The 22,250-nt window shown below is 71.7% G+C and carries 22 protein-coding genes; 11 read left to right on the top strand and 11 right to left on the bottom strand.

Annotated elements, in window-relative coordinates; translation table 11 throughout:
* The first annotated feature begins 5 nt into the window (after positions 1 to 5).
* Together BW982_RS05300 and BW982_RS05295 are read left to right on the top strand one after the other, a co-directional pair.
* Positions 6 to 1,349, top strand: coding sequence for a hemolysin family protein (locus tag BW982_RS05300; protein WP_076490980.1), 1,344 nt, complete (start codon positions 6 to 8; stop codon positions 1,347 to 1,349).
* Positions 1,346 to 2,407 (top strand): hemolysin family protein, encoded by a 1,062-nt coding sequence (locus BW982_RS05295; RefSeq protein WP_076490979.1) that lies wholly within the window; start codon positions 1,346 to 1,348, stop codon positions 2,405 to 2,407. Before BW982_RS05300 ends, BW982_RS05295 begins: the two co-directional genes overlap by 4 nt.
* 38 nt (positions 2,408 to 2,445) lie before the next feature.
* Here BW982_RS05295 and BW982_RS05290 read toward each other — a convergent pair whose 3' ends face one another.
* On the bottom strand, positions 2,446 to 3,504 hold the full coding sequence (locus BW982_RS05290) for an NADH:flavin oxidoreductase/NADH oxidase (RefSeq protein ID WP_076490978.1): 1,059 nt from the start codon (positions 3,502 to 3,504) through the stop codon (positions 2,446 to 2,448).
* 29 nt (positions 3,505 to 3,533) lie between these two features.
* Between BW982_RS05290 and BW982_RS05285 the strand changes: the two genes are divergently transcribed.
* The 4 genes from BW982_RS05285 (at position 3,534) to BW982_RS05270 (ending at position 7,680) form a co-directional block, all read left to right on the top strand.
* Positions 3,534 to 4,385 (top strand): ADP-dependent NAD(P)H-hydrate dehydratase, encoded by an 852-nt coding sequence (locus BW982_RS05285; protein WP_076490977.1) that lies wholly within the window; start codon positions 3,534 to 3,536, stop codon positions 4,383 to 4,385.
* A gap of 113 nt (positions 4,386 to 4,498) precedes the next feature.
* Positions 4,499 to 5,803, top strand: coding sequence for a glycosyltransferase family protein (locus BW982_RS05280; protein ID WP_076490976.1), 1,305 nt, complete (start codon positions 4,499 to 4,501; stop codon positions 5,801 to 5,803).
* A 10-nt stretch (positions 5,804 to 5,813) separates the two neighbouring features.
* Positions 5,814 to 6,137, top strand: a complete 324-nt coding sequence (locus BW982_RS05275) for a thiamine-binding protein (protein ID WP_076490975.1) — start codon at positions 5,814 to 5,816, stop codon at positions 6,135 to 6,137.
* Between the two features lie 262 nt (positions 6,138 to 6,399).
* Positions 6,400 to 7,680, top strand: coding sequence for an MFS transporter (locus BW982_RS05270; RefSeq protein WP_076490974.1), 1,281 nt, complete (start codon positions 6,400 to 6,402; stop codon positions 7,678 to 7,680).
* A 152-nt stretch (positions 7,681 to 7,832) separates the two neighbouring features.
* Here the strand turns inward: BW982_RS05270 and BW982_RS05265 are convergent, their stop codons facing one another.
* A complete protein-coding gene (locus BW982_RS05265; RefSeq protein WP_076490973.1) occupies positions 7,833 to 9,038 on the bottom strand; it encodes a homoserine O-acetyltransferase MetX in 1,206 nt (401 codons plus the stop codon).
* Between the two features lie 96 nt (positions 9,039 to 9,134).
* Between BW982_RS05265 and BW982_RS05260 the strand changes: the two genes are divergently transcribed.
* Complete coding sequence (locus BW982_RS05260) at positions 9,135 to 9,830, top strand: SDR family NAD(P)-dependent oxidoreductase (RefSeq protein WP_076490972.1); 696 nt, start codon at positions 9,135 to 9,137, stop codon at positions 9,828 to 9,830.
* A 159-nt stretch (positions 9,831 to 9,989) separates the two neighbouring features.
* On the opposite strand, the gene BW982_RS05255 is transcribed toward BW982_RS05260, so the two are convergent.
* Positions 9,990 to 11,312, bottom strand: coding sequence for a bifunctional o-acetylhomoserine/o-acetylserine sulfhydrylase (locus BW982_RS05255; RefSeq protein WP_076490971.1), 1,323 nt, complete (start codon positions 11,310 to 11,312; stop codon positions 9,990 to 9,992).
* Between the two features lie 235 nt (positions 11,313 to 11,547).
* Between BW982_RS05255 and BW982_RS05250 the strand changes: the two genes are divergently transcribed.
* Positions 11,548 to 12,330: an SDR family oxidoreductase gene (locus tag BW982_RS05250; RefSeq protein ID WP_175611032.1), complete on the top strand. Its 783-nt coding sequence runs from the start codon at positions 11,548 to 11,550 to the stop codon at positions 12,328 to 12,330.
* Positions 12,331 to 12,339: 9 nt separating this feature from the next.
* Here the strand turns inward: BW982_RS05250 and BW982_RS05245 are convergent, their stop codons facing one another.
* A complete protein-coding gene (locus BW982_RS05245; RefSeq protein ID WP_076490970.1) occupies positions 12,340 to 13,839 on the bottom strand; it encodes an MFS transporter in 1,500 nt (499 codons plus the stop codon).
* A 78-nt stretch (positions 13,840 to 13,917) separates the two neighbouring features.
* On the opposite strand from BW982_RS05245, the gene BW982_RS05240 reads away from it, so the two are divergent.
* From BW982_RS05240 to BW982_RS05230, 3 genes are all read left to right on the top strand, one after another.
* Positions 13,918 to 14,412: a phosphoribosyltransferase gene (locus tag BW982_RS05240; protein WP_076490969.1), complete on the top strand. Its 495-nt coding sequence runs from the start codon at positions 13,918 to 13,920 to the stop codon at positions 14,410 to 14,412.
* Complete coding sequence (locus BW982_RS05235; protein ID WP_076490968.1) at positions 14,409 to 15,095, top strand: uracil-DNA glycosylase; 687 nt, start codon at positions 14,409 to 14,411, stop codon at positions 15,093 to 15,095. Before BW982_RS05240 ends, BW982_RS05235 begins: the two co-directional genes overlap by 4 nt.
* A gap of 108 nt (positions 15,096 to 15,203) precedes the next feature.
* On the top strand, positions 15,204 to 15,815 hold the full coding sequence (locus tag BW982_RS05230; RefSeq protein ID WP_076491896.1) for a GNAT family N-acetyltransferase: 612 nt from the start codon (positions 15,204 to 15,206) through the stop codon (positions 15,813 to 15,815).
* A 66-nt stretch (positions 15,816 to 15,881) separates the two neighbouring features.
* On the opposite strand, the gene BW982_RS05225 is transcribed toward BW982_RS05230, so the two are convergent.
* The 7 genes from BW982_RS05225 to BW982_RS05195 are packed head-to-tail and all read right to left on the bottom strand — an operon-like array spanning position 15,882 to position 22,212.
* The gene (locus tag BW982_RS05225) at positions 15,882 to 16,202 is read right to left on the bottom strand and encodes a protealysin inhibitor emfourin (protein WP_076490967.1); all 321 of its coding nucleotides are present in this window, start codon (positions 16,200 to 16,202) and stop codon (positions 15,882 to 15,884) included.
* Entirely contained in the window at positions 16,189 to 17,247 is a 1,059-nt protein-coding gene (locus BW982_RS05220; protein ID WP_076490966.1) for a M4 family metallopeptidase, read from the bottom strand. The genes BW982_RS05225 and BW982_RS05220 overlap by 14 nt, the downstream gene beginning before the upstream one ends.
* 49 nt (positions 17,248 to 17,296) lie before the next feature.
* Positions 17,297 to 18,088 carry an ABC transporter ATP-binding protein gene (locus BW982_RS05215; RefSeq protein ID WP_076490965.1) on the bottom strand — a complete coding sequence of 264 codons (792 nt, stop codon included), beginning with the start codon at positions 18,086 to 18,088 and terminating at the stop codon, positions 17,297 to 17,299.
* Complete coding sequence (locus BW982_RS05210) at positions 18,085 to 18,891, bottom strand: ATP-binding cassette domain-containing protein (RefSeq protein ID WP_076490964.1); 807 nt, start codon at positions 18,889 to 18,891, stop codon at positions 18,085 to 18,087. Before BW982_RS05210 ends, BW982_RS05215 begins: the two co-directional genes overlap by 4 nt.
* A complete protein-coding gene (locus BW982_RS05205; protein ID WP_076490963.1) occupies positions 18,888 to 19,757 on the bottom strand; it encodes an ABC transporter permease in 870 nt (289 codons plus the stop codon). Before BW982_RS05205 ends, BW982_RS05210 begins: the two co-directional genes overlap by 4 nt.
* On the bottom strand, positions 19,754 to 20,704 hold the full coding sequence (locus tag BW982_RS05200) for an ABC transporter permease (RefSeq protein WP_076490962.1): 951 nt from the start codon (positions 20,702 to 20,704) through the stop codon (positions 19,754 to 19,756). Before BW982_RS05200 ends, BW982_RS05205 begins: the two co-directional genes overlap by 4 nt.
* Positions 20,701 to 22,212: an ABC transporter substrate-binding protein gene (locus tag BW982_RS05195; RefSeq protein ID WP_076490961.1), complete on the bottom strand. Its 1,512-nt coding sequence runs from the start codon at positions 22,210 to 22,212 to the stop codon at positions 20,701 to 20,703. The genes BW982_RS05200 and BW982_RS05195 overlap by 4 nt, the downstream gene beginning before the upstream one ends.
* Between the last annotated feature and the right edge of the window lie 38 nt (positions 22,213 to 22,250).

The following is a 22,250-nucleotide window of genomic DNA, read 5'->3' as shown; positions in this document are numbered from 1 at the left end:
GCGTGATGGATTACGTCATGTTGGGCGTGGGGCTGCTTCTCACGGTGGGCACCGGACTCTTCGTCGCGAGCGAGTTCGCGCTGGTCAACCTGGACCGCGCCGACCTCGAGTCGCGACGCGCGGCGGGCGAGACCCGGCTGTCGCTGACGATCGACGCCCTGCGCATCACCTCGACCCACCTCTCGAGCGCCCAACTGGGGATCACCCTCACGACGCTCCTCACGGGATACACGATGGAGCCGGCCATCTCGAACCTCCTGCGGCCGGTGTTCCTCTCGTGGTCGATCCCCGAGGCCGTGGTCGGTCCGGTCGCGGCCGTCCTCGGCATCGCGATCGCGACGATCCTGTCGATGATCCTCGGCGAGCTCGTGCCGAAGAACTTCGCCCTCGCGGTCCCGCGTCAGGCGGCCAAACTCGTCATGCCCTTCCAGGTGGCCTTCACGATGGTGTTCCGCCCCGCGGTCGCCGTCCTCAACGGCAGCGCCAACGGTGTGCTGCGGGCGGTCGGCGTGGAGCCCAAGGAGGAGCTGTCCGGCGCGCGCACGGCCGAGGAGCTGTCGAGCCTCGTCCGGCGCTCCGCCAGCGCCGGCATGCTCGAGAAGGACACCGCCTCGCTCCTCGATCGCAGCCTCACCTTCGCCCGGCTGAGCGCCGCCGACGTCATGACGCCCCGGCCGAGCGTGCACGCGCTCGCCGCGGGCGAGCCCACCGACGCCGTCATCCAGCTCGCGCGCCGGACCGGGCACAGCCGCTTCCCCGTCTACGACGAGTCGATGGACGACATCATCGGCGTCGTGCACCTCAAGGCCGCCGTGGGCGTGCCCCGCGATCGCCGCGGAGACGTCCCCGTGGCCGCCCTCGCGACCGAACCGCTCCGCGTGCCCGAGACGGTCCACCTCGACACCCTCGTGGCCGAGCTCCGTTCGCGGGGCTACCAGATGGCGATCGTCGTCGACGAGTACGGCGGCACCGCGGGTGTGGTGACGCTCGAGGACCTGGTCGAGGAGATCGTCGGCGAGGTGCTGGACGAGCACGACCGCTCGCGCGCGGGCGTCGTGCGCACCGCGGCATCCCTCACCTTCCCCGGCGATCTGCGACCCGACGAGCTCCTCGACCGCGCCGGGGTGCGCGTGCCCGAGGGCGAGGTCTACGACACCGTGGGGGGATTCCTCATGGCCGAGCTCGAACGCATCCCGAAGGTGGGCGACACCGTCGAGGTCGAGGACGGCCTCCTCACCGTCCACCGCATGGACGGTCGCCGCGTCGACCGCGTGCAGTTCACCCCGACTCCCCCGGAGGAGAACGTCGCCGACCTCGTGCGCGCCGCCCAGGGGGGTGACCAGCGATGAGCGACTGGGCCGGAATCGCCTGGCTGGTGGTGCTGCTGGTCGCCAACGCCTTCTTCGTCGGGTCGGAGTTCGCCGTCATCTCCGCGCGCCGCTCGCAGGTGGAGCCGCTCGCCGAGCGCGGGTCGCGGTCGACCAAGACCGCGCTGTACGCCATGGAGCACGCGACGCTCATGCTCGCGACGTGCCAGCTCGGCATCACGATCTGCTCGCTGCTGATCCTGAACGTCTCGGAACCGGCGATCCACCACCTCCTCGCCGAACCGCTCGGGCTGACGGGCCTCTCCGAGGCGGCGGTCGACGTCGCGGGCTTCGTCGTCGCACTGCTGCTGGTGTCGTACCTGCACGTCGTGTTCGGAGAGATGGTGCCGAAGAACCTCGCGTTCTCGCTGCCCGACCGGGCCGTGCTGATGCTCGCTCCGCCTCTCGTGGCGGTGTCGAAGGCGTTCTACCCGATCATCGTGGCGTTGAACTGGACGGCGAACCACATCGTGCGCCTGTTCCGGGTCGAGCCGAAGGACGAGGCGACCTCGACCTACACGCTCGACGAGGTCGCCACGATCGTGAATCAGTCGCGCCGCGAGGGCGTGCTCGACGACGCGGCCGGCACGGTCACGGCGGTCGTGGAGTTCACCGAGAAGAAGGCCGCCGACATCGCGGTGCCGATGGCGCAACTGGTGACGCTCCCCGAGCACACGACCCCCGCCGAGATCGAGCGGGCCGTGGCCCGGCACGGATACTCGCGGTACGTGATCGTCGACGCGCACGGGCACCCGACGGGGTACGTCCACCTCAAGGACGTCCTGCGCGTCGCGGAGGGTCCGGACGACGAGGCCGACATGGCGCGGCCCATCCCGGCCAAGCGCATCCACCACATGGTCTCGGTGCTCGAGTCGACCGACCTCGAGGACGCTCTCGCGCTCATGCGGCGCTCGGGCCGGCACCTCGCGCAGGTGCGCGACGAGAGCGGCGACGTCCGCGCGGTGCTGTTCCTTGAGGACGTCATCGAGGAGCTCGTCGGCGAAGTGCAGGATGCCACGGCCCGTCGCCGGTACGTCTGACGGCGGGGCGTGGCATCCGGGGTGCTGAGTAGGCGCGCTCAGTACGCCCGCAGGTACTGCGCCGGGGCGGGGACCTCGGCACCGAGCTCGACCGCGGCGCGGAGCGCGTAGTGCGGGTCGCGCAGCCATTCGCGGGCGGAGAGCACCGCGTCGGCGCGCCCCTCCGCGATGACCGAGTCCGCCAGGCGGGCGTCGTCGATCATGCCGACGGCGGCGACCAGGATGCCGGTCTCCCGGCGCACCTTCTCCGCCAGCGGCACCTGGTATCCCGGGCCGGGCTGGATGCTCTGGTGCGGCACGAGCCCGCCGCTGGAGACGTCGACGAGGTCGGCGCCCGCCACAGCGACGCGCGGGGCCGCGCGGACGGTGTCGTCGATGTCCCAGCCGCCGTCCGCGGCATCCGTGCCCGAGAACCGCACGAACACCGCCGCGTCGGGCGCGGCCTCACGCACCGCCGCGGTCACGCGCTCGAGCAGGCGCACGCGTCCGTCGAACGACCCGCCGTACTCGTCGTCGCGGTGGTTGCTGAGCGGCGAGAGGAACTGGTGCAGCAGGTAGCCGTGGGCGGCGTGGATCTCGAGCACCTCGAAGCCGGCCGCGACCGCGCGGCGGGCGGCATCCGCGAAATCGGACACGACCTTCTCGATGCCCGCGGCGTCGAGCTCTCGGGGCTCGGTGAAGCCGGGGTAGGCGAGCGCCGACGGGGCGACGGTCGTCCAGCCGCCGTCCTCGACGGACACGGATCCCCGGCCCCCGGTCAGCGGCGACGTGGTCGAGGCCTTCCGTCCCGCGTGACCGAGCTGCACGCCCGCGACCGCACCGCGCGCGCAGATCGCGGCGACGATCGGCGTCCAGGCCTCGACCTGCGCGTCGTTCCACAGCCCGACATCGTCGGGGGAGATGCGTCCCTCCGGTGAGACCGCGGTGGCCTCGGCGATCACGAGGCCGGCGCCACCGGCGGCGAACTGGGCGAGGTGCACGTGGTGCCAGTCGTTCGGGATGCCGTCGACGGCGCTGTACTGGCACATGGGCGAGACCCACAGGCGATTGCGCATCTCGATACCGCGGACGGTCAGGGGAGTGAAGAGGGTGCTCACGTCGACCTCTCTCGTTCTAGGGTGACGCCATGACGGCGAGGGACTGGACGGGGCACGAAGCGGCCCGCACACTTCGGAGGCCAACCGGCGCCGACGACAAGTATTCCCGCGGGGTCGTGGGGCTGCGCACCGGATCGACCCGGTATCCCGGGGCGGCGGTGCTCGGTGTCGAAGCCGCCTGGCGCACCGGGACCGGCATGGTGCGCTACCTCGGGCCCGCGCGGGCGCAGGACCTGGTGCTGCAGCGACGGCCCGAGACCGTGACCGCGGACGGCCGGGTGCAGGCGTGGGTCATCGGATCGGGCACGGATGCCGCCGAGCGCGACGCCGCGGAGACGGCGGCACTCCGCGGCATCCTGTCCGGCGACGTGCCGGTCGTGGCGGACGCCGGGGCGCTCGATCTCGTCCCGGCGGCGTCGGCCCCGGTGATCGTGACGCCGCATGCGCGGGAACTGGCGAAGCTCCGCGTGGCGCTGGGGCTCGACGCCGTGGACGCCGCCGATGACGACGAGCGCGAGCGGGTGGCGGCCGAGACCGCCGAGGCGCTCGGCGCGGTCGTCCTGTCCAAGGGCGCCGTGACGATCGTCGCGGCGCCGGGCGGGTGGGCGCGGCGCATCTCGACGGGCACGCCGTGGTTGGCGACCGCCGGCACGGGCGACGTCCTGGGCGGTGTGCTGGGCGCGGTCGTCGCCGGGGCGGCCGCGGCGGGGCACACGGCCCTCGAGGACCTGGCGGCCTGCGCCGCCACGGCCGCCTGGGTGCACGGCACCGCCGGCACCGCCGCGGCCGACCGGCACGGGCGCTCCGGCGGTCCGATCACCGCCCTCGACGTCGCGGAGGCGGTGCCGGGGGTGATCGCCGGCGCCCTCGCCACCGGCTGAGGGACTCGATCGCATAACGGTTGCCGGGCTCGTGCCCGCGGGGCCGGGGTGAGCGGGCGTTCGACGGCATCCGGCGTCCGAGGCGCTCAGGCACGCCCGCTTAGGATGATCCGGTGGTGAGGCGTGTCGTCGTTCTGTTGCTGGCGTTCGTCGCCGTCCACGTCACCGTGGGGATTCTCGGCTTCCAACAGCCCAACGAGCCCATGGGCGACGTGTATCTGGTGTACGAACCGTGGTCGCGCTGCGCCCTGTTCGGCGGTGTGGACGTGTCGTCCTGCACCCGGTCGGTCGGGTGGGAGTGGCCCGGCATCACCGAGAAGTGGATCTACCCGCAGCTCGCCTTCCTGCCGATGACGTTCGCGTGGCTGTTCGCCTGGGCCATCTCGTACACCCCGGCGTGGGCGCTCACCGTCTCGCTCGCCAACCTCGTCGCCTTCGTGGTGCTCGTGGGCTCCGGCCGTTCGCGCGGCCGCGTCCTCGCCGCCTGGTTCTGGCTCGCCGCGATCCTGCTCATCGGGCCCGTGGGGATCTACCGCATCGACGGCATCACCGTCCCGTTCGCGATCCTCGGCGGCATCTGGCTCGTGCGCCGCCCGTTCGTGGCATCCGTGCTGCTCTCGATCTCGATCTGGATGAAGGTGTGGCCCGCGGCGATTCTGGCGGCCGGCGTCGTCGCCGTACGTCGTCGGTTGGCGTTGGTGTGGGGTGCGATCGCGGTCTCGCTCGCGACGATCATCCCGGTGGTCGCGCTCGGCGGCGCGCCGTACGTCTTCGGTTTCGTCGGGGACCAGACGTCCCGCGGCATCCAGATGGAAGCCCCGGTCGGCGGGCTGTACATGTTCCTCGCCTCCTTCTACGTCCCCGGCTCCGAGGTGTACTACGACGGCACGGTGCTGACCTTCCAGGTGACCGGTCCGGGCGCCGACGTCGTCATCGCCGCGATGACGCCGATCATGCTGCTGGTGATGCTCGCCGTGCTGATCGTCGGGGCCCGGAAGATGTGGCTCGGCGCGACGTTCCTCCGCGTGTTCCCGCCGCTGGCTCTGGCGCTGGTCACGGCGTTCATCGCGCTCAACAAGGTCGGGTCGCCGCAGTACTACGTGTGGCTGTTCCCCCCGGTGGTCATCGGGCTCCTCCTGGACCGGCGCCGTTGGTACGGCTTCGCCGCGCTGACCCTCGTGATCGCGGGCGTGACGCAGTGGGTCTACCCGCTCGTCTACGACGGGCTCATGGCCACTCACCCGGCGCCCTTCCCGGTGTTCCTGCTCGAGGTGCGCAACCTCCTCGGTCTCGTGCTGATGGTCTGGGCCATCGTCCGGGTCCTTCGGGCGCCCACGCACCGTGTCGCGCGCCCCGCCGACCTGCGCGAGTGGGTGCTCGGGCGGCGCTCCGTTCCCTCCCGTGCCGTCGCGAAGTAGCCTCTCTCGCATGCTCATCGCTTTCTCGGTCGCCCCCTCCGGCGTCGGCACCGCTTCCGCGGAGAACGCCGACGGATCCGTGCACGACGCCGTCGCCGCCGCGGTGGCGGTCGTCCGCGCCTCCGGGCTTCCCCACCGCACGACCTCGATGTTCACCGAGATCGAGGGGGAGTGGGACGAGGTGTTCGACGTCGTCAAGCGCGCGACGGACGCGGTCATGCCCTACGGCTCCCGCGTCTCGCTCGTGCTGAAGGCCGACATCCGCCCCGGGCGCACGGGCGAGATCGACGGCAAGATCGAGCGCCTCGAGCGCGCGATCGACGACGCGTCCTGAGGACACCGGGCTCCTCCCGGCGGGTCGTGTCCGTCCGGCACTGCGCCCTGGCATCCCGCCGCGGGCCGGGCGCCGGGCTGCGCCGGTGTCGCGTCCGTCCGGCGCTGCGCCCTGGCATCCCGATAAACGCGATTCACGACGAGACACGCGCTCTCCCGCCGTTTCTGGTCGTGGATGGCGTTTATCGACGCACTCGGGAGCCCGACACGCGGTGCGCCGAATCGATTCGACACGGCCGGGCGCGGGCGACTACCATCACGGAGTGACCTCTTCGACGACCTCGAAGGGCGCGGCGAAGCGGGCGCTCCTTTCTCTCGCCATCGGCAGCTTCGGTATCGGCATGACGGAGTTCGTCGTGATGGGCCTCCTGCCCAACATCGCGCGCGACCTCCTTCCCTCCGCCTGGGCGGCGTCCCCCGACGATGCCATCGCGCAGGCGGGGTGGCTCGTGTCGCTCTACGCCCTCGGCGTGGTCGTCGGCGCGCCGACGATCGCCGGATCGGTGGCCCGGTTCCCGCGGCACCGCGTGATGATCGTGCTCGCCGCCGCCCTCGCGTTCTTCACCCTGCTCACGGTGATCGCCCCGACGTTCGAGTTGGTCGCGGCATCCCGCTTCCTCGCGGGGCTCCCGCACGGCGCGTACTTCGGCATCGGCGCACTCGTCGCCGCCGACGCGCTGGGCCCCGGCAACCGCGCCAAGGGCGTGGCGTTCGTCCTCACCGGTCTCACGATCGCCAACGTCGTCGGCGTCCCGCTGGGCACGCTCCTCGGCCAGCAGGTCGGGTGGCGCGCCGCGTTCGCGGTGGTCGCCGGCATCTTCCTGCTCGCGACGCTCTGCATCGCGTTGTTCGTCCCCGCCCATCCCGGGATGCCAGGACGCCGGCTTCGCGACGAGCTCCGGGTCTTCCGCCTGGGCCAGGTCTGGTTCGCGCTCGGCATCGGTGCGATCGGGTTCGGCGGCTTCTTCGCGATGTACAGCTACATCGCGCCCATGGTCACCGAGGTCGCCGGTCAGCCGGAGTGGGTCGTCTCGCTCGTCCTCGTCATCGTCGGTCTGGGGATGACTTTCGGCAACGTGATCGGCGGGAGCCTGGCCGACAGAGACCTGCGCTTCTGGCTGCGCGTCGGCCTGATCTCGCTCGGCGTGGCGTCCGTGGGCCTCGCCCTGACGGCCGGGTGGGTGGTGAGCCTCGTGGCCTTCGCGTTCCTCGTCGCGTTCTGCGGCTCGGCGCTGAGCCCCGCGATCCAGACGAGACTCATGGACGTCGCGGAGGACAACCAGTCGATCGCGGCCGCGCTCAACCACTCCTCGCTGAACATCGGCAACAGTCTCGGCGCCTTCCTCGGCGGTCTCGTCATCGCCGCGGGGTTCGGGTTCGTCGCGCCCGCGTGGGTGGGTGCTCTGCTCGCCTTCGCCGGTCTGATCGTCGCCCTGATCTCCTATCGCGTCGAGGACCGCAGCGGTCGTCACGCCGCGCACCGGATGCCGGCGGCCGAGGCCGCGACCACCGCCATCACGGGATCGATCCCGACGCAGGGCTGAATCGGCACGCCGTCTCGCGCGGTGTCCGGCGCGCGGCGCCGTCTTCGGTGTCCAGGACACGCGGATGCCACGGGCTCGCGTCCGCGTGTTGTGGACACTCAGCGGGTGGGGCCGGCGCGTGCCGGGGAGCGCCAGGCCCGCGGCATCCCCGGTCAGGCGGCGAACAGCCGCCGCAGGTGGTGGTCGACCGCGGCGGTCTCGATGAGGAAGCCGTCGTGCCCGAAGTCGCTCGTGAGGACCACGGCCTGGTCTCCGTCGAGGGTGTTCGGGATGCCGCGGGCGATGCGGTGCTGCCCGTCGACGGGGAAGAGGCGGTCGGTGTCGACACCGAGCACCAGGGTCGTGGCCGTGACGCGGCGCAGGGCGTCCTCGACGCCGTCGCGGTCGCGTCCGACGTCGTGGGAGTTCATCGCTTCGACGAGGGTGAGGTAGCTGTTCGCGTCGAAGCGTCGCGTGAACTTGTTGCCGTGGAAGTCGAGGTAGGACTCCACCGCGAAGCGTCCGCCGCGACCGAGGGGGCTGACGCCCGACTGCCACGACCGTTGGAACCGCTGGTTCAGCTCGGTGGGGCTGCGGTAGCTCAGCATCGCCATGCGGCGGGCGAGGGCGAGGCCGCGGTGCGGGCCGTCGCCGTCCGCAGCGTCGTAGAACGCGCCGCCCGCGAACCGCGGGTCCATGCGGATCGTGTCGGCCTGCACGGTGTTGAGCGCGATCTGGTCGGCGGTGGTGATCGGCGGCGACGACAGGATCGCCGCGCGCGCGACCCGATCGGGGTGACCGACCGCCCATTCCAGCGCGTGCATCCCGCCCATCGAGCCGCCGACGACCGCGGCCCAGCGGTGGATCCCCAGCGCATCGGCCAGGAGCGCCTGCGCACCCACCTGGTCGCGGATCGTCAGGTACGGGAAGCGCGCGGCCCACTCGTAGCCGTCGGGGGCGATGCTCGCCGGTCCCGTCGAGCCCTGGCATCCACCGAGCATGTTCGGGGCGATCACGAACCAGCGGTCGGTGTCGATCGCCGCCCCCGGTCCGACGAGGTCGCCCCACCATCCCGCGGTGGGGTGACCGGGGCCTGCGGCGCCGCGGACGTGGCTGTCGCCGGTGAGCGCGTGCAGGACCAGCACCGCATTGTCGCGCGCGGGGGAGAGCGCGCCCCACGTCTCGTACGCCAGGCGGAAGCCGGGGAGGCTCTGACCGTTCTCGGTGCGGAACTCCCCGAACGCCGCGAAGCGCCGCTCGCCCACGGGGTCGCCGTCGCGCCAGGCGCCGGTCGCGGGCGGCCGGCCGAGGAGGGACCGCGCGTCGGCCTCCGTGATCGGCGCCGACGGCACCGTGTCTTCGGAGATCTGCCAGTCCATGGCATCCATTCTCCCGGGTCGGGGACGGCGCATACCGACTGTTACGGGCTTGTCCAGCCCCCGCGTGCGTTCCGAGCCGACGGAGACAATCCCGGCATGGCGAACTTCCTCCTCATCGCGGCCTCGAGCGACATCGGCGCCGCCACCGACCGGCGTCTGCGCGACGCCGGCCACCGCGTGATCACCACCGCCCGCGACACGTCGGTGATCGAGCCCGACATGATCCTGGATGCCACCGACTTCGACGCCGTCGACCGGGTCGTGGCGGAGGCGGGCGACCTGGACGGCATCGCGGTGTTCGCAGGGTCGATGCTGCTCAAGCCCGCGCACCTGACCTCGCGCGAGCAGTACGACGACATCGTCGCCGCCTCGCTCACGACGTCCTTCGCGGCGGTGCGGGCGGCGGGGAAGCACCTGCGCGGAGGGTCCGTCGTCCTCACGTCGTCGGCCGCGGCGCTGGCGGGGCTGTCGAACCACGACGCCATCGCGGCGGCGAAGGCCGGGGTCATCGGCCTGACCCTCTCGGCGGCGGCGAGCTACGCCGCCCGCGACCTGCGTGTCAACGCCGTCGCGCCGGGGCTGGTGCAGACGCGGCTGACCGAGGGCCTCACGGCGAGTGAAACGTCGCGCAAGGTGTCCGAGGCGATGCATCCTCTCGGCCGGCTCGGCGAGCCCGACGACGTCGCACGCGCGGTGGAGTTCCTCCTCGACCCGGCCAACGCCTGGATCACCGGCCAGGTGCTCGGCGTCGACGGCGGCCTCGGCAGCCTTCGCCCCCGGCAGAAGGCCTGACCGCGCGAGACCGGCGGCGAGCGGAGGAGAAACGCGGAGGGGAGGATGCAGGGGCGGTGTGGCATCCTCCGGTCGCCGAATCTCCTCCCGTGCGTACCCCGCGAGCGAACGCGACGACGCCCCGACCCGGCGGACCGGATCGGGGCGTCGAGGGGTGGCTCAGGCGCGGGCGGCCTCGGACAGGCGGCGCGCGGCGGCGAGGGCCTGGTCGAGGTCGGCCTTCAGGTCGGCGATGTTCTCCAGACCCACCGACAGGCGCACCAGGCCCGGCGTGACGCCGGAGGTGAGCTGCTGCTCGGGCGTGAGCTGCGAGTGCGTCGTCGAGGCGGGGTGGATGACGAGTGAGCGCACGTCGCCGATGTTGGCCAGGTGGCTGAACAGGTCGAGCGAGTTCACGAACTCGCGCCCGGCCTCGACTCCGCCCTTGAGCTCGAACGACAGCACCGCACCGACGCCCTTGGGAGCGTAGTTGTTGGCCGCGGCGTACCAGGGCGAGGTGGGAAGGCCCGAGTAGTTGACGCTCGCGACGTCGTCGTGCGACTCGAGCCACTCGGCGATCTCCTGCGCGTTCTGCACGTGACGTTCGATGCGCAGCGACAGGGTCTCGAGGCCCTGGATGAGCAGCCACGCGCTCTGCGGCGAGATGGCGGCACCGAGGTCGCGCAGCAGCTGCACGCGGGCCTTGATGATGTACGCCAGCCCATCGCCGACGGCCGTCGTGTACGAAGCGCCGTGGTACGACGGGTCGGGCTCGGTGAGGCCGGGGAACTTCTCGACGTTCTCCGACCACGCGAACTTCCCACCGTCGACGATGACGCCGCCGATGGTCGTGCCGTGTCCGCCGATGAACTTGGTGGCCGAGTGGATGACGATGTCGGCACCGTGCTCGAAGGGGCGGATCAGGTAGGGGGTCGCGATCGTGTTGTCGACGATGAGGGGCACGCCGCTCTCGTGCGCGACGTCGGCCACCGTGCGGATGTCGAGGACGTTGATCTTCGGGTTGCCGATGGTCTCGGCGAAGAAGAGCTTCGTGTTCGGGCGGACCGCCGCGCGCCATGCCTCGGGGTCGTCCTGGTTCTCGACGAAGGTCGTCTCGATGCCGAGCTTGGCGAGGGTGTACTTGAACAGGTTGTACGTGCCGCCGTAGATGGAGCTCGACGAGACGATGTGGTCGCCCGCCTGGGCGATGTTCAGTACCGCGAACGTCTCCGCCGCCTGACCGCTCGCGACCAGGAGGGCTCCGGTGCCCCCCTCCAGCGCGGCGATGCGCTGCTCGACGACGTCCTGGGTGGGGTTCTGGATGCGGGTGTAGATGTTGCCGAACTCGGCCAACGCGAACAGGTTCGCGGCGTGGTCGGCGTTGTCGAACACGTACGACGTGGTCTGGTAGATCGGCGTCGCACGAGCCTTGGTCACCGGGTCGGGCTGCGCCCCGGTGTGGATCTGCTTGGTTTCGAAACGCCAGTTCTCGGGTGCGGACACGGCTGCTCCTCAAGTTCTCGGGGACCGCGACGGATGCCGTGGCCTGCAGCGAGCGTACGGATGCCCGGTCGGGCCGACAACAGGACGGACACGCGCCGTAACGTGGGCCCGCCGTAACATTCGGCGGGGCCGCCGCGCGATCCCGGGCCGGGGCGGGGTGCCCGGGGTCTCGCGGGTCGTCACACTCCCGACCGTGCCGCGGCCGGTGTCCCCGCCCGCCGGTAGCGTGGATGCCATGACCAGACGTGCGGTGGTGACCGGGGCGAGTTCGGGTATCGGTGAGGCGACGGCGCGGGAACTCCATGCGCGCGGGTGGGACGTGGTGGGCGTGGCCCGGCGAGCGGAGCGTCTGACCGCGCTCGAGGCCGAGACCGGGATCGTCGCGCACGTCGCCGACCTCACCGACGGCGCCGCTGTCACGACTCTCGCCTCCTGGCTGGAGGAGACCGGCGGTGTCGACGCGCTCGTCCACGTCGCCGGCGGTGCGCGCGGCACCGACCGCGTCGAGGACGGCGACCCCGACGACTGGCGTTGGATGTTCGAGGCCAACGTCCTGTCGTCGCAGCGGCTCGTGGCATCCCTCCTTCCGCTCCTGCGGCGGGCGGCCGCGCGCGCCGGACACGCCGACCTCCTGTTCGTCACATCGACGGCGGCGCAGACGGCCTATCCGGGCGGGGCGGGGTACAACGCGGCCAAGGCGGGGGAGTCGATGCTCGTGGCGGCGCTCCGGCAGGAACTGAACGGCGAGCCGCTGCGCGTCATCGAGATCGCGCCGGGGATGGTCCGCACCGAGGAGTTCACCCTCAACCGTCTGGGCGGGGACCGCTCCGGCGCCGACAAGCTGTACGAGGGCGTCGAGGCGCCGCTGCTGGCGGAGGACGTCGCGGATGTCATCGCCTACGCGGTGGACGCGCCCGGCCACGTCAACCTCGACCTGGTGACGTTGCGTCCGGTGGCCCAGTCCGCTCAGCATCTGTTGGCGCGCGGCCCGCTCCGCGTCCGGGACGCGCGGGACTGACCGGGCGCGTCAGGCGACGTCGCCGCGACCCGCTCCGGCCGCGGCCTCGGCTTCGGCGGTGTCGGCGAAGGCGACCTTCGGAACGAACAGCAGCAGCACCGCCGCGACGAACCCGCCCGCGGCGCAGATCGACCACACCGTGATGTACCCCGCGAGCGGTGCCGCGGTCGCGGCGACCGCCGCACCCGCGCCACCGGCGAGGACGACCCCGAACACCGCGGACGACATCGTGCCGCCGACCGTCTTGGTCGTGTTCGTCAGCGCGGATGCCACGCCCGTCTGTCCGCGCGGAGCCGCCGCCGCGGCCGCCGCCGGCATCGCGGCGACGAGCGCGCCCGAGCCGAGACCGGCGATGGCGAGGCACAGCAGCACCTCCCACAGTTCGGTGTGGAGGGGGACGAGCAGCAGGTAGCCGACGCCGACGAGGGCTGCGGCGCCGATGAGCACCGCGCGGGGGCTCGCGCGCCGGGACGTCACCGCGAACAGCACCGCACCCACGATCAGCGAGACGAGGTACACGCCGATCACGTTGGAGCGGTCGGTGGCGTCCAGGCCCAGGCCGTAGCCGAGCGAGCGATCCGTGCCGGCGTAGGTCGCGAGGGGGCCCTGCGCGCCGAGCAGGCTGATGCCGACGAGGAACGACGTGACCTGCACGGGCCACATCTCCGGTCGGCGCAGCACGCGGATGTCGACCGCGGGGTCGGGGCGTCGCAGTTCGTAGCGGGCGAACACGACGAGCAGGGCCGCGCCGACCACGAGCAGCGGGACGATGACGGCGGGCCCCGGGCCCGCGGGAAGTCGCACGAACGACAGTGCGCCGGTGAGGCACAGCAGGGCGGCGGCGAGGAGCACGAAACCACCGATGTCGAGGCGTCGGGCCCCCGGCATCCGCTCCGACTCCGGCACCCCGAACCAGATCACCAGGCACACCAGCGTCACCGCGATCGCCGGGATCGTGAGCGACAGCCGCAGATCACCCCCGGTCGCGGCGAAGAAGCGCCCCGCGGCGAGGGCGCCGAGGATCGCGCCGGCCTGCAGCCCCACGACGAGAAGACCCGCCGCCCGGCGCGTCTGCGAGACGCCGCGGCTCTGCCGCCGACCGCGGTCGAAGATGAGGGCGATCTCCAGCGGGAGCCACACGACGTAGAAGCCCTGGAGCGCCCAGGCCAGGAGGAACGTCGGGAAGGAGTCGGCGAACACCAGCCACCAGCTCGCGGCCGCCGTGGCGATCGCCGAGGCGAGCAGGATGCGCTTGTGCCCGAACACGTCGCCGAGCTTGGCGAGGATCGGCAGGACCAGCGCGGAGAGCAGCAGCTGCGCCGCCTCGAACCAGTTGACGTCGGCATCCCGAATGCCGAGGTGCACGACGATGTCGGGCAGCAGCGGCACGTAGTACCCCTGCAGGATGCCGCTGGCGAGCTCGACCAGCACGAACCACCCGATGAGTCCCGCGGTCACCCCGAGTGCGGACCCGCGCACCCGGCCGACCGCGCCGGAGACGCGCGACATGGCGCGAGGCTAGCACCGCGCGGGGTGGCATCCGGGAGACACCCTAGGGTGAAAGGCACACGAAGAGAGGGGATCCGCGTGGCGGAGACGACCGACGAGCGCGAGCGACTGACCTGGGACGACTTCGGGGATGCGACGCGCGACATCTCCCGCGCGATCGTCGCCGACGGATTCCATCCCGAGGTGGTCGTCGCGATCGCACGCGGCGGGCTGCTGCCCGGCGGAGCGATCGCCTACGGCCTGGGAGTGAAGAACTGCGGCGCGCTGAACGTCGAGTTCTACACCGGCATCGGGACGGTCTTGGACGCCCCCGAGGTGCTGCCGCCCGCGCTGGACCTGTCGTACCTCTCGGGGCGTCGGGTGCTGCTCGTCGACGACGTCGCCGACAGCGGACGCACGCTCGACCTCGCGGTGAAGTTGCTCGACCGCCACGGGGCGGACGCGCGGTCCGCGGTGATCTACACCAAGCCGACCACGATCATCGCCCCGGACTATTCGTGGAAGGACACCTCGCTCTGGATCGACTTCCCCTGGTCGCACCAGGGATCGGTGCACGAGGAAGACGCCGCGTGACGGCGAAGTCGCTCGCCGAACTCGCCGATGCCGGCCTGATCGACCCCTCGTGGATCGATCCGCTGATGCCCGTGGCGGGCGACATCGCTGCGATCGGTGAGCGGCTGCGGGCGGAGGGGCGACCCTATCTCCCGGCGGGCGACCTCGTGCTCCGGGCGTTCCGTACGCCGATCGACGCGGTGCGCGTGCTCATCGTCGGCCAGGACCCGTACCCGACCCCGGGCCACCCGATCGGGCTGTCGTTCGCCGTGGACCCGCACGTGCGCCCGCTGCCGCGGAGCCTGTCGAACATCTATCGCGAACTGTCGGAGGATCTCGGTATCCCGCCGGCCCCCCACGGTGATCTCTCGCCCTGGGCCGCGCAGGGCGTCATGCTGCTGAACAGGGTCCTGACCGTGGCGCCGGGAGCACCCGCCTCGCACCGCGGCTGGGGATGGGAACGTGTCACGGAGCACGCCATCCGCCGTCTCGTCGCGCGCGGGACTCCTCTCGTCGCGGTGCTGTGGGGGAGGGATGCCGCGAACCTCACGCCGCTCCTCGGCGACACCGCGATCGTCTCCTCGGCGCATCCGTCGCCGCTCTCGGCGAGCCGTGGGTTCTTCGGCTCCCGCCCGTTCTCCCGTGTGAACACGCTGCTCGAGGAGCAGGGCGCCGCGCCCGTGGACTGGCGCCTGCCCGGCTGAGCGCTCGGCGGGACGAGAGCCCCCGACAGCGGACACCGCGATCCGCGCCGCGGGACGTCGGCGACGCGGTTACGCGCCGGAAACCGGCGCCCCCGTAGAGTGGCGTCCGTGCTGGAAGAGGAGTACGAGAAGAGCCGCCGACGGTTGCCCGCGCACCTGCGGCGAGCCCCGGAGGTCGAACGGCCGTTCTCGTACGAGATCCGCCCCGCGACTGAGGGTGACATCCCCGACATCCGCGAGATCTACAACTACTACGTGCGCAACTCCGTCGTGACCTTCGACGAGAAGCCGTGGTCGATCGCGAAGTGGCGCGAGAAGTACACGAAGCTGAAGCAGATCGACCTGCCGTTTCTCGTCGCTCAGGCGCCGAGCGGGCAGATCCTCGGCTACGCGCTGGTGCAGCCGTGGCAGTCCAAGTCGGCCTACCGCTACACGGTCGAGAACTCGATCTATCTGGGCCAGGCGGCCTCCGGGAAGGGACTCGGACGCGCCCTCCTCGAGGCACTCATCGACGCGTGCGCGCAGAAGGGGATCCGGGAGATGGTCGCGGCGATCAGCGACAAGGGAGCGGAGGCGTCGATCGCGCTGCACGAGAAGCTCGGCTTCACGGAGGTCGGTCGCATGGGGCGCGTGGGCTTCAAGTTCGGCCGGTGGCTCGGCGTCGTCTACCTCCAGAAGAGCATCCCGTCGAAGAAGAAGCGCCGGAAGCTGTTCGGCTGAGCGAAGACTCCTCGGGGCGGCGTGCCCGTCAGGCGTGGGGCGCAGCAGCGCGGCGGCGCCGCCGCATCAGTGCGGGCGCGTCGGCGCGGCGGACTGGCGCACCTCGTCGACGAGTTCCCGCCACGGACCCGCCATCTGCCCGTCGCCCAGCTGTGCACGGTGGGCGGTGGACGCCCCGTCGAGCACTTCGATACGCCACTGGAACCGGTCGGCGCCTCGAGTGGACGGCGGGGGAGCGTCCCACGGGCAGCTCTCGACGAGCCGACGCCAGTGCGGTCGACGGTCGGGTTCGGGCTCGGTCCGCCACTGCTTCGTCAGACCGGCGAGGCCGCCCGAGCGCACCACGACGATGACCATACGGTCGTCTGCGGCCTCAGGCTCCGGCATCCTCTGCGACGCCCACCCCGGCCCACGCGGCGCGGACGGCGTCGACCTCCTCCGACTTCTCACCGTACTCCGCGGCCGCGGTGGCGACGGTGGCGGCCGCGAACGCCGCGAAGTCGGCGGTGGGGGACAGTGAGCCGGAGGTCAGCGTCCGGTACCAGATCAGCCCCGCGTGCTCCCACGCGAACCCGCCCAGCCGCTTCGCGACGAGGAAGAACGCGCGGTTCGGGATGCCGGAGTTGATGTGGACGCCGCCGTTGTCGTCGCTGGTCTCGACGTAGTCGCGCAGGTGCCCGGGCTGCGGATCCTTGCCCAGCACGTCGTCGTCATACGCGGTGCCCGGTGCCGACATCGAGCGGAGGGCCGTGCCCTGCACGGCGTCGGCGAAGATGCCCGCGCCCACGAGCCACGTGGCCTGATCGGCGGTCTGGCCGAGGGCGTGCTGCTCGGCCAGCACCCCGAACACGTCCGACAGCGACTCGTTCAGCGCCCCCGACTGGCCTTGGTACTCCAGGCCTCCGGCGGCCTCGGTCACCCCGTGGCCGAGCTCGTGCGCGATGACGCTGAGCGACCGGGTGAACCCGGTGAACACGTCGCCGTCGCCGTCGCCGAAGACCATGCGCTCACCGTTCCAGAACGCGTTGTCGTAGTCCTCGCCGAAGTGGACGGTCGCCAGCAGCGAGCCGCCCGCTCCGTCGATGCCGTCGCGCGCGAAGGCGTCCCAGAAGAAGTCGAACGTCGCGCCGAGGCCGTCGTACGCCTCGTCGACCGAGCGGTCGCCGGTCGCCGCGTCGTCTTCGGTGCGCACGCGGCGACCCGGCAGCCGCTCGGTGTTCGCGGCATCCGAGATCACGCGGTCGGGCGCCGCGGCGGCCTCGGCTACGAGGGCGCCGGCGTCGACCGAGAGACGCAGCCGCGTGCGGACGGGGCGCGCGGGTCGCGGGACGGTGAGGGTCTTGCGTGCGGCGGCGGCCGCGCGGGCGAGGCGTGGATCGTCGGTGGACGCGAGCCGATCCAGGAGAAAGGGGGGAACGATGCCGGGGGTCATGCGGCGAGGCTAACGCGGGCCACCGACACGCGGCATCCCTTGCGGAGGACTACGCGGGCAGCGTCGGAACCGACGCAAGCAGCTGCCGCGTATAGGCCGCCTGCGGCTGCAGGAGCACCTTCTCGGTGGGCCCCTGCTCGACGACCCGGCCGTCCTTCATCACGACGACCTCGTCGCACACGTTCTGGACCACGCCGATGTCGTGCGACACGAGCACGAGCGTGAGCTGCTGTTCGGCGCGCAGCTCGGCGAGGAGACGCAGGATCTGCGCGCGCACCGTCACGTCCAGCGCCGACAGGGGTTCGTCGCCGACGAGGATGCGCGGGCGGTGCACGATCGCGCGGGCCAGGGCGATGCGCTGACGCTGGCCGCCCGAGAACTGGTGCGGGAAGCGGTCGGCGGCATCCCGATCCAGGCCGACCTGCTGCAGGACCTCGCGCACCCGCGCGCGCCGATCGCCCTCGATGCCGAGCGCCCGCAGCGGTTCCCCGACGATGCGTCCGACGCTCATGCGGGGGTCCAGCGACGCGTACGGGTCCTGGAACACGACCCCTGTGGTCCGCCGCAGCCAGTGCAGCGACCGGGCCGAGCCGCGCGCGTCGACGGAGCGTCCCTCCACCTCGACCGCGCCGGACGTGGGGGTGTCCAGTCCGAGCAGGAGCCGCACGAGGGTCGATTTCCCCGACCCCGACTCGCCGATGATCCCGACCGCCGAGCCCGCCCGGACGGAGAGGTCGACATCCTGCAGCCCCGGGGTGCGCTCGGCGCGGCCGAACCCGCGGGAACGGGGCGTCAGATACGTGCGGGAGAGGCCCCGGGCGTGCACGATCACGTCGCTCACGGCGCGTCCTCCTCGTCGCGTCGGACCTCCGGACGCCAGAGCGTCGCGGTCGCGTCCCGCAGCAGCGCCCGCGTGACGGGCGAAGAGGGGGAGCGCAGCAGGTCTCCCACCGCGCCCTCCTCGACGACGCGTCCGTGCTCCAGGACGATCGCGTGGGTCGCGACCTGCGCGAGGACGGCGAGGTCGTGGGTGATGAACACCAGCGACATCCCGGCATCTTGGACCAGCGATCGCAGGAGGGACAAGATGCCGGCCTGGATCGTCACGTCGAGGGCGGTGGTCGGTTCGTCGGCGATCAACAGCCGGGGACGGCACGCGAGCGCCATCGCGATCGCCACGCGCTGCCGCTGACCGCCGGAGAGCTGGTGCGGGTAGCGCGACACGATCCGCGCGGGATCGGGCAGCGCGACGCGGTCGGCCTCGGCGACGGCGCGTCGGAGCGCCTCTCGCCTCGATACGCCCTCGTGGATGCGGATCGACTCGCCGATCTGGCGACCGACGGTGCGGATGGGGTTCAGGGCCGTCCGCGGCTCCTGGAAGACGATGCCGATGTCGTCGCCGCGCAGCCGCGCGAGTTCGCGGTCGGGGAGTCCGAGGATCTCACGGCCGTCCCACCGGATGCTGCCGGTCGCGGTCGCGGCATCCGGGAGAAGTCCCAGGAGAGCGAGCGCCGTCAGGGACTTGCCCGAACCGGACTCGCCGATGATTCCGACGCGTGCGCCGTCCGGAACGACGAAGCTCACCCCGTCGACGACCGCTCGACCGCCGATCTCGATGCGCAGGTCCTCCACCTCGAGGCTCACGCGACCACCCCCGGAACGTGCGTGCGCGCCTGAGGTGCCCGCTCGGCGAGCGTCGGGTCGGCCGCTTCCCGCAGCGCGTCACCGAGGAGGTTCAGCCCTAGTACCGTGAGCGTGATCGCGAGGCCGGGCCACACCACCGTCAACGGGTGGACCGAGATGTACGCCTGCAGATCGCTCAGCAGCACGCCCCACGACGGTTGCGTGATCGGAGCGCCGAACCCGAGGTACGACAGCCCCGCTTCGGCGAGCACCGCGACGGCCATGCCCCACGACAGCTGCACGATGAACACCGGCGCGACGTTGGGAAGCAGGTGCCGCCAGAGGTTCTGCGCGGGGGTGAGTCCGCTCGCGCGTCCGGCGAGCACGAAGTCGCTCTGCAGCACCCGCCGGAGCTCCGGCCGCGTCACCCTCGCGATGTTCACGCCGAAGCCGATGCCGACCGACCAGATGACGACGGCGAGGGAGCCGCCCCAGACGGCGCTGATCATCATCGCGATGATCAGGACGGGGAACGCCACCAGGATGTCCACGAGCACCGCGACGCTCTCCCGCACCCAGCGGGCCGTCAGAGCACCCAGGGCGGCGAGGGCGAGACCGAGCAGCGACGCCACGACGCCCGCGCCCACGGCGACGACGAGGGTCGTCCGTGCCCCGGCCATGAGCAAACTCAGGATGTCGCGGCCGTTCCCGTCGGTGCCGAGCAGATGCGGCCACGACGGGTCGCTCCACCGGGCGCGCGCGTCGACGCTCGCGGGGTCGAACGGTGTCCAGGCCAGCGACACGAGCGCCGTGAGCGCGATGGCGACGACCACCAGGATGCCGAAGCGCCCCGTGCCGATGCCCCACAGCCGTCGCAGCGTGCTCACGCGGCCTCCCTCTGCCGGGGGTCCAGGAGACGGTGCACGAGGTCGACGAGGAAGCCGACGACCAGCACGAAGCCGGTGAGGGCGAGCAGCTCGCCCTGCACCTTCGGCAGATCCCGTGCCGAAACGTCGGCCACGAGCATCCGTCCGATCCCGGGGAGGGTGAACAGCTGCTCGATCACGACCGCGCCGACGATGATGCCGGCGATCTGCAGCCCGAGGACGGTGACGACCGAGAGCCCGACATTGGGCAGACCGTGGAGCACGAGCGCCCGTGTGCGGGTGAGCCCCTTCGCGGCGGCGGTGCGGACGTAGTCCTGACCCATCGCCTGCAGGGTCGCGCTGCGGACGAAGCGCAGCAGCATCGCGCCCTCGACGACGCCGATGGTGATCGCGGGCAGGATGAGCGCCCGGAATGCGGCGGCGGGGTCGTTCCACCCCGCGCGGGGGAAGCCCTGCGGGGGGAGCCAGCCCAGCCACACGGCGAACACGACGACGAGCATCATGCCCGCCCAGACCACGGGGACGGCGGCGACGGCCTGGGCGCCGACGCTCAGGGCCGTGCCGTCGGTGCGCCCGCGCCGGAGCGCGGACAGCACGCCGAAGGGCAGCCCCACCACGAGGGCCACCGTGAGCGACATCACGGCCAGGGGGACGGTGACCTGGGATTTGTCGGCGAGCTCCGTGCCGACCGAGACGCCGGTGATGAGCGACGTGCCCAGGTCGCCGCGGAGGACGCCGCCGATCCAGTCGCCGTACTGCTGCCAGAGCGGCAGGGTGAGCCCGAGCTTCTCGCGCAGCGCGTCGACCTGCTCGGGCGTCGCCTGCGTCCCCCCGATGAGGAGGGCGACGTCGCCGGGCAGCACGCGCAGCGACGCGAAGATCAGCACGCTCGACACGGCCAGGCCCAGCACGAGCAGGCCCAGCCGTGTCAGCGTGTAGCGGATCACTCCGACGTGACCGTCACGCCGGCCAGCGGCAGGCGCACGTTGAGGGAGTTCTTCGGGAAGTTCGCGACGTTGTCCGCGATCGCCGTGAGCGGGGTCGAGAGGAACAGCCAGTCGGCGGCGTCCTCATCGGACACGATGCGCGCGGCCTCGGCGAGATAGTCGGACGACTGCTGTTCGTCGGTGGTCGCCAGCGCCTGCGCGTAGAGGCTCTGCACCTGGGGGTTGTCGTAGCCGAAGTAGTACGACGGGTTGGCGAAGTTGCCGAAGTCGCGGGCCTCGACGTGACGCACGAAGCTGAGGTCGTAGTCGTGGTTGGTGTAGACGTTCTTCAGCCACGTCGGGAAGTCGACCGAGTTCACCTTGAGCGTCACGCCCACGTCGGCGAACGACGACACGAGGAACGTGGGGATCGAGGACGGGTACACGCTCGGGATGGTGAGGGTGAGCGTCAGGTTCTCCGCGCCGGCCTCGGCGAGGAGTTCGCGTGCCCGGTCGGGGTTGTACGAGATGCTGCCGGAGAGGTCTTCGTAGCCCGGGTCGAGCGGCGGGATCGGGCCGGAGAGCGGCTGGCCGGCGCCGAGGGTGTCGATGAGCGCCTGGTGGTCGATCGACAGGCGGAGCGCCTCGCGCACACGCTGGTCGGTCAGGGGGGCGCGGGCGTTGTTGAACGCCAGCGTCCCCTTGTCGGTGGTGAGGCCCGACTCGATGTGGAATCCGGCGACGCCGTCGACCTGGCCCTTGAGTTCGGGGTCGATCTCGAGCGCGACGTCCACGTCGCCGCTCACCGCGGCGTTGATCGCGGCGCTCTGATCGGGGATGTAGTCGAGCACGACCTCGGCCACGCCCGCCTTCTCGCCCCAATAGGCGTCGTTGCGCGTGAGAGTGAGGCTCTGACCGGTGTTCCACGCGGACACCGTGAACGGACCCGTGCCGTTGGTGGCGGTCTCGAAGTTCGTGGTGTCGTTGTTCTTGAAGATCAGACCCGCGCGTCCCGTGAGGGCGAACAGGAAGTCGATGTTCGGCTGCGTGAGCGTGACGACGACCGTGGTCGGATCGGGGGAGCTGATGGATGCCACCCCGGCCAGGTCCGCGCTGTTCTGGACGGTGGCGTCGTCCTTGGCGGTCTGCAGCGAGGACACCACGTCGTCGGCGGTCATCGCGGTGCCGTCGTGGAACGTGACGCCCTGGCGCAGCGTGAAGGTGTACGTGAGTCCGTCGGCGGAGATGGTCCAGTCCGTGGCGAGCTCGGGCACGATCGCGTTGCCGTCGTCGCCGTTGCGGGTGACGAGGCCCTGGTACACGTTGTCGACGAGCGCCTGGTCGAGGGCGGCGCCGCTCGTGCGCCGGATGTCGAGGTTGGACGGCTCGAGCGACAGCCGGACGTTCAGGGTCGCGTTCGCGTCGGGCGCGCCGGTCGGGCCGGGCGTGGTCGACGTGCCGGTGCACGAGGTGAACAGGAGTGCTCCGAGGAGGAGGGCGCTCGTGGCGACGGCGGTTCGGCGCAGCATTGCGGGAGTGTCCTTTCGCAAGCCCCACGGCATCCGGG

Source organism: Microbacterium sp. RURRCA19A (assembly GCF_900156455.1).
Lineage (GTDB): Bacteria > Actinomycetota > Actinomycetes > Actinomycetales > Microbacteriaceae > Microbacterium.
This window is presented reverse-complemented; position numbering and strand designations above follow the sequence as displayed.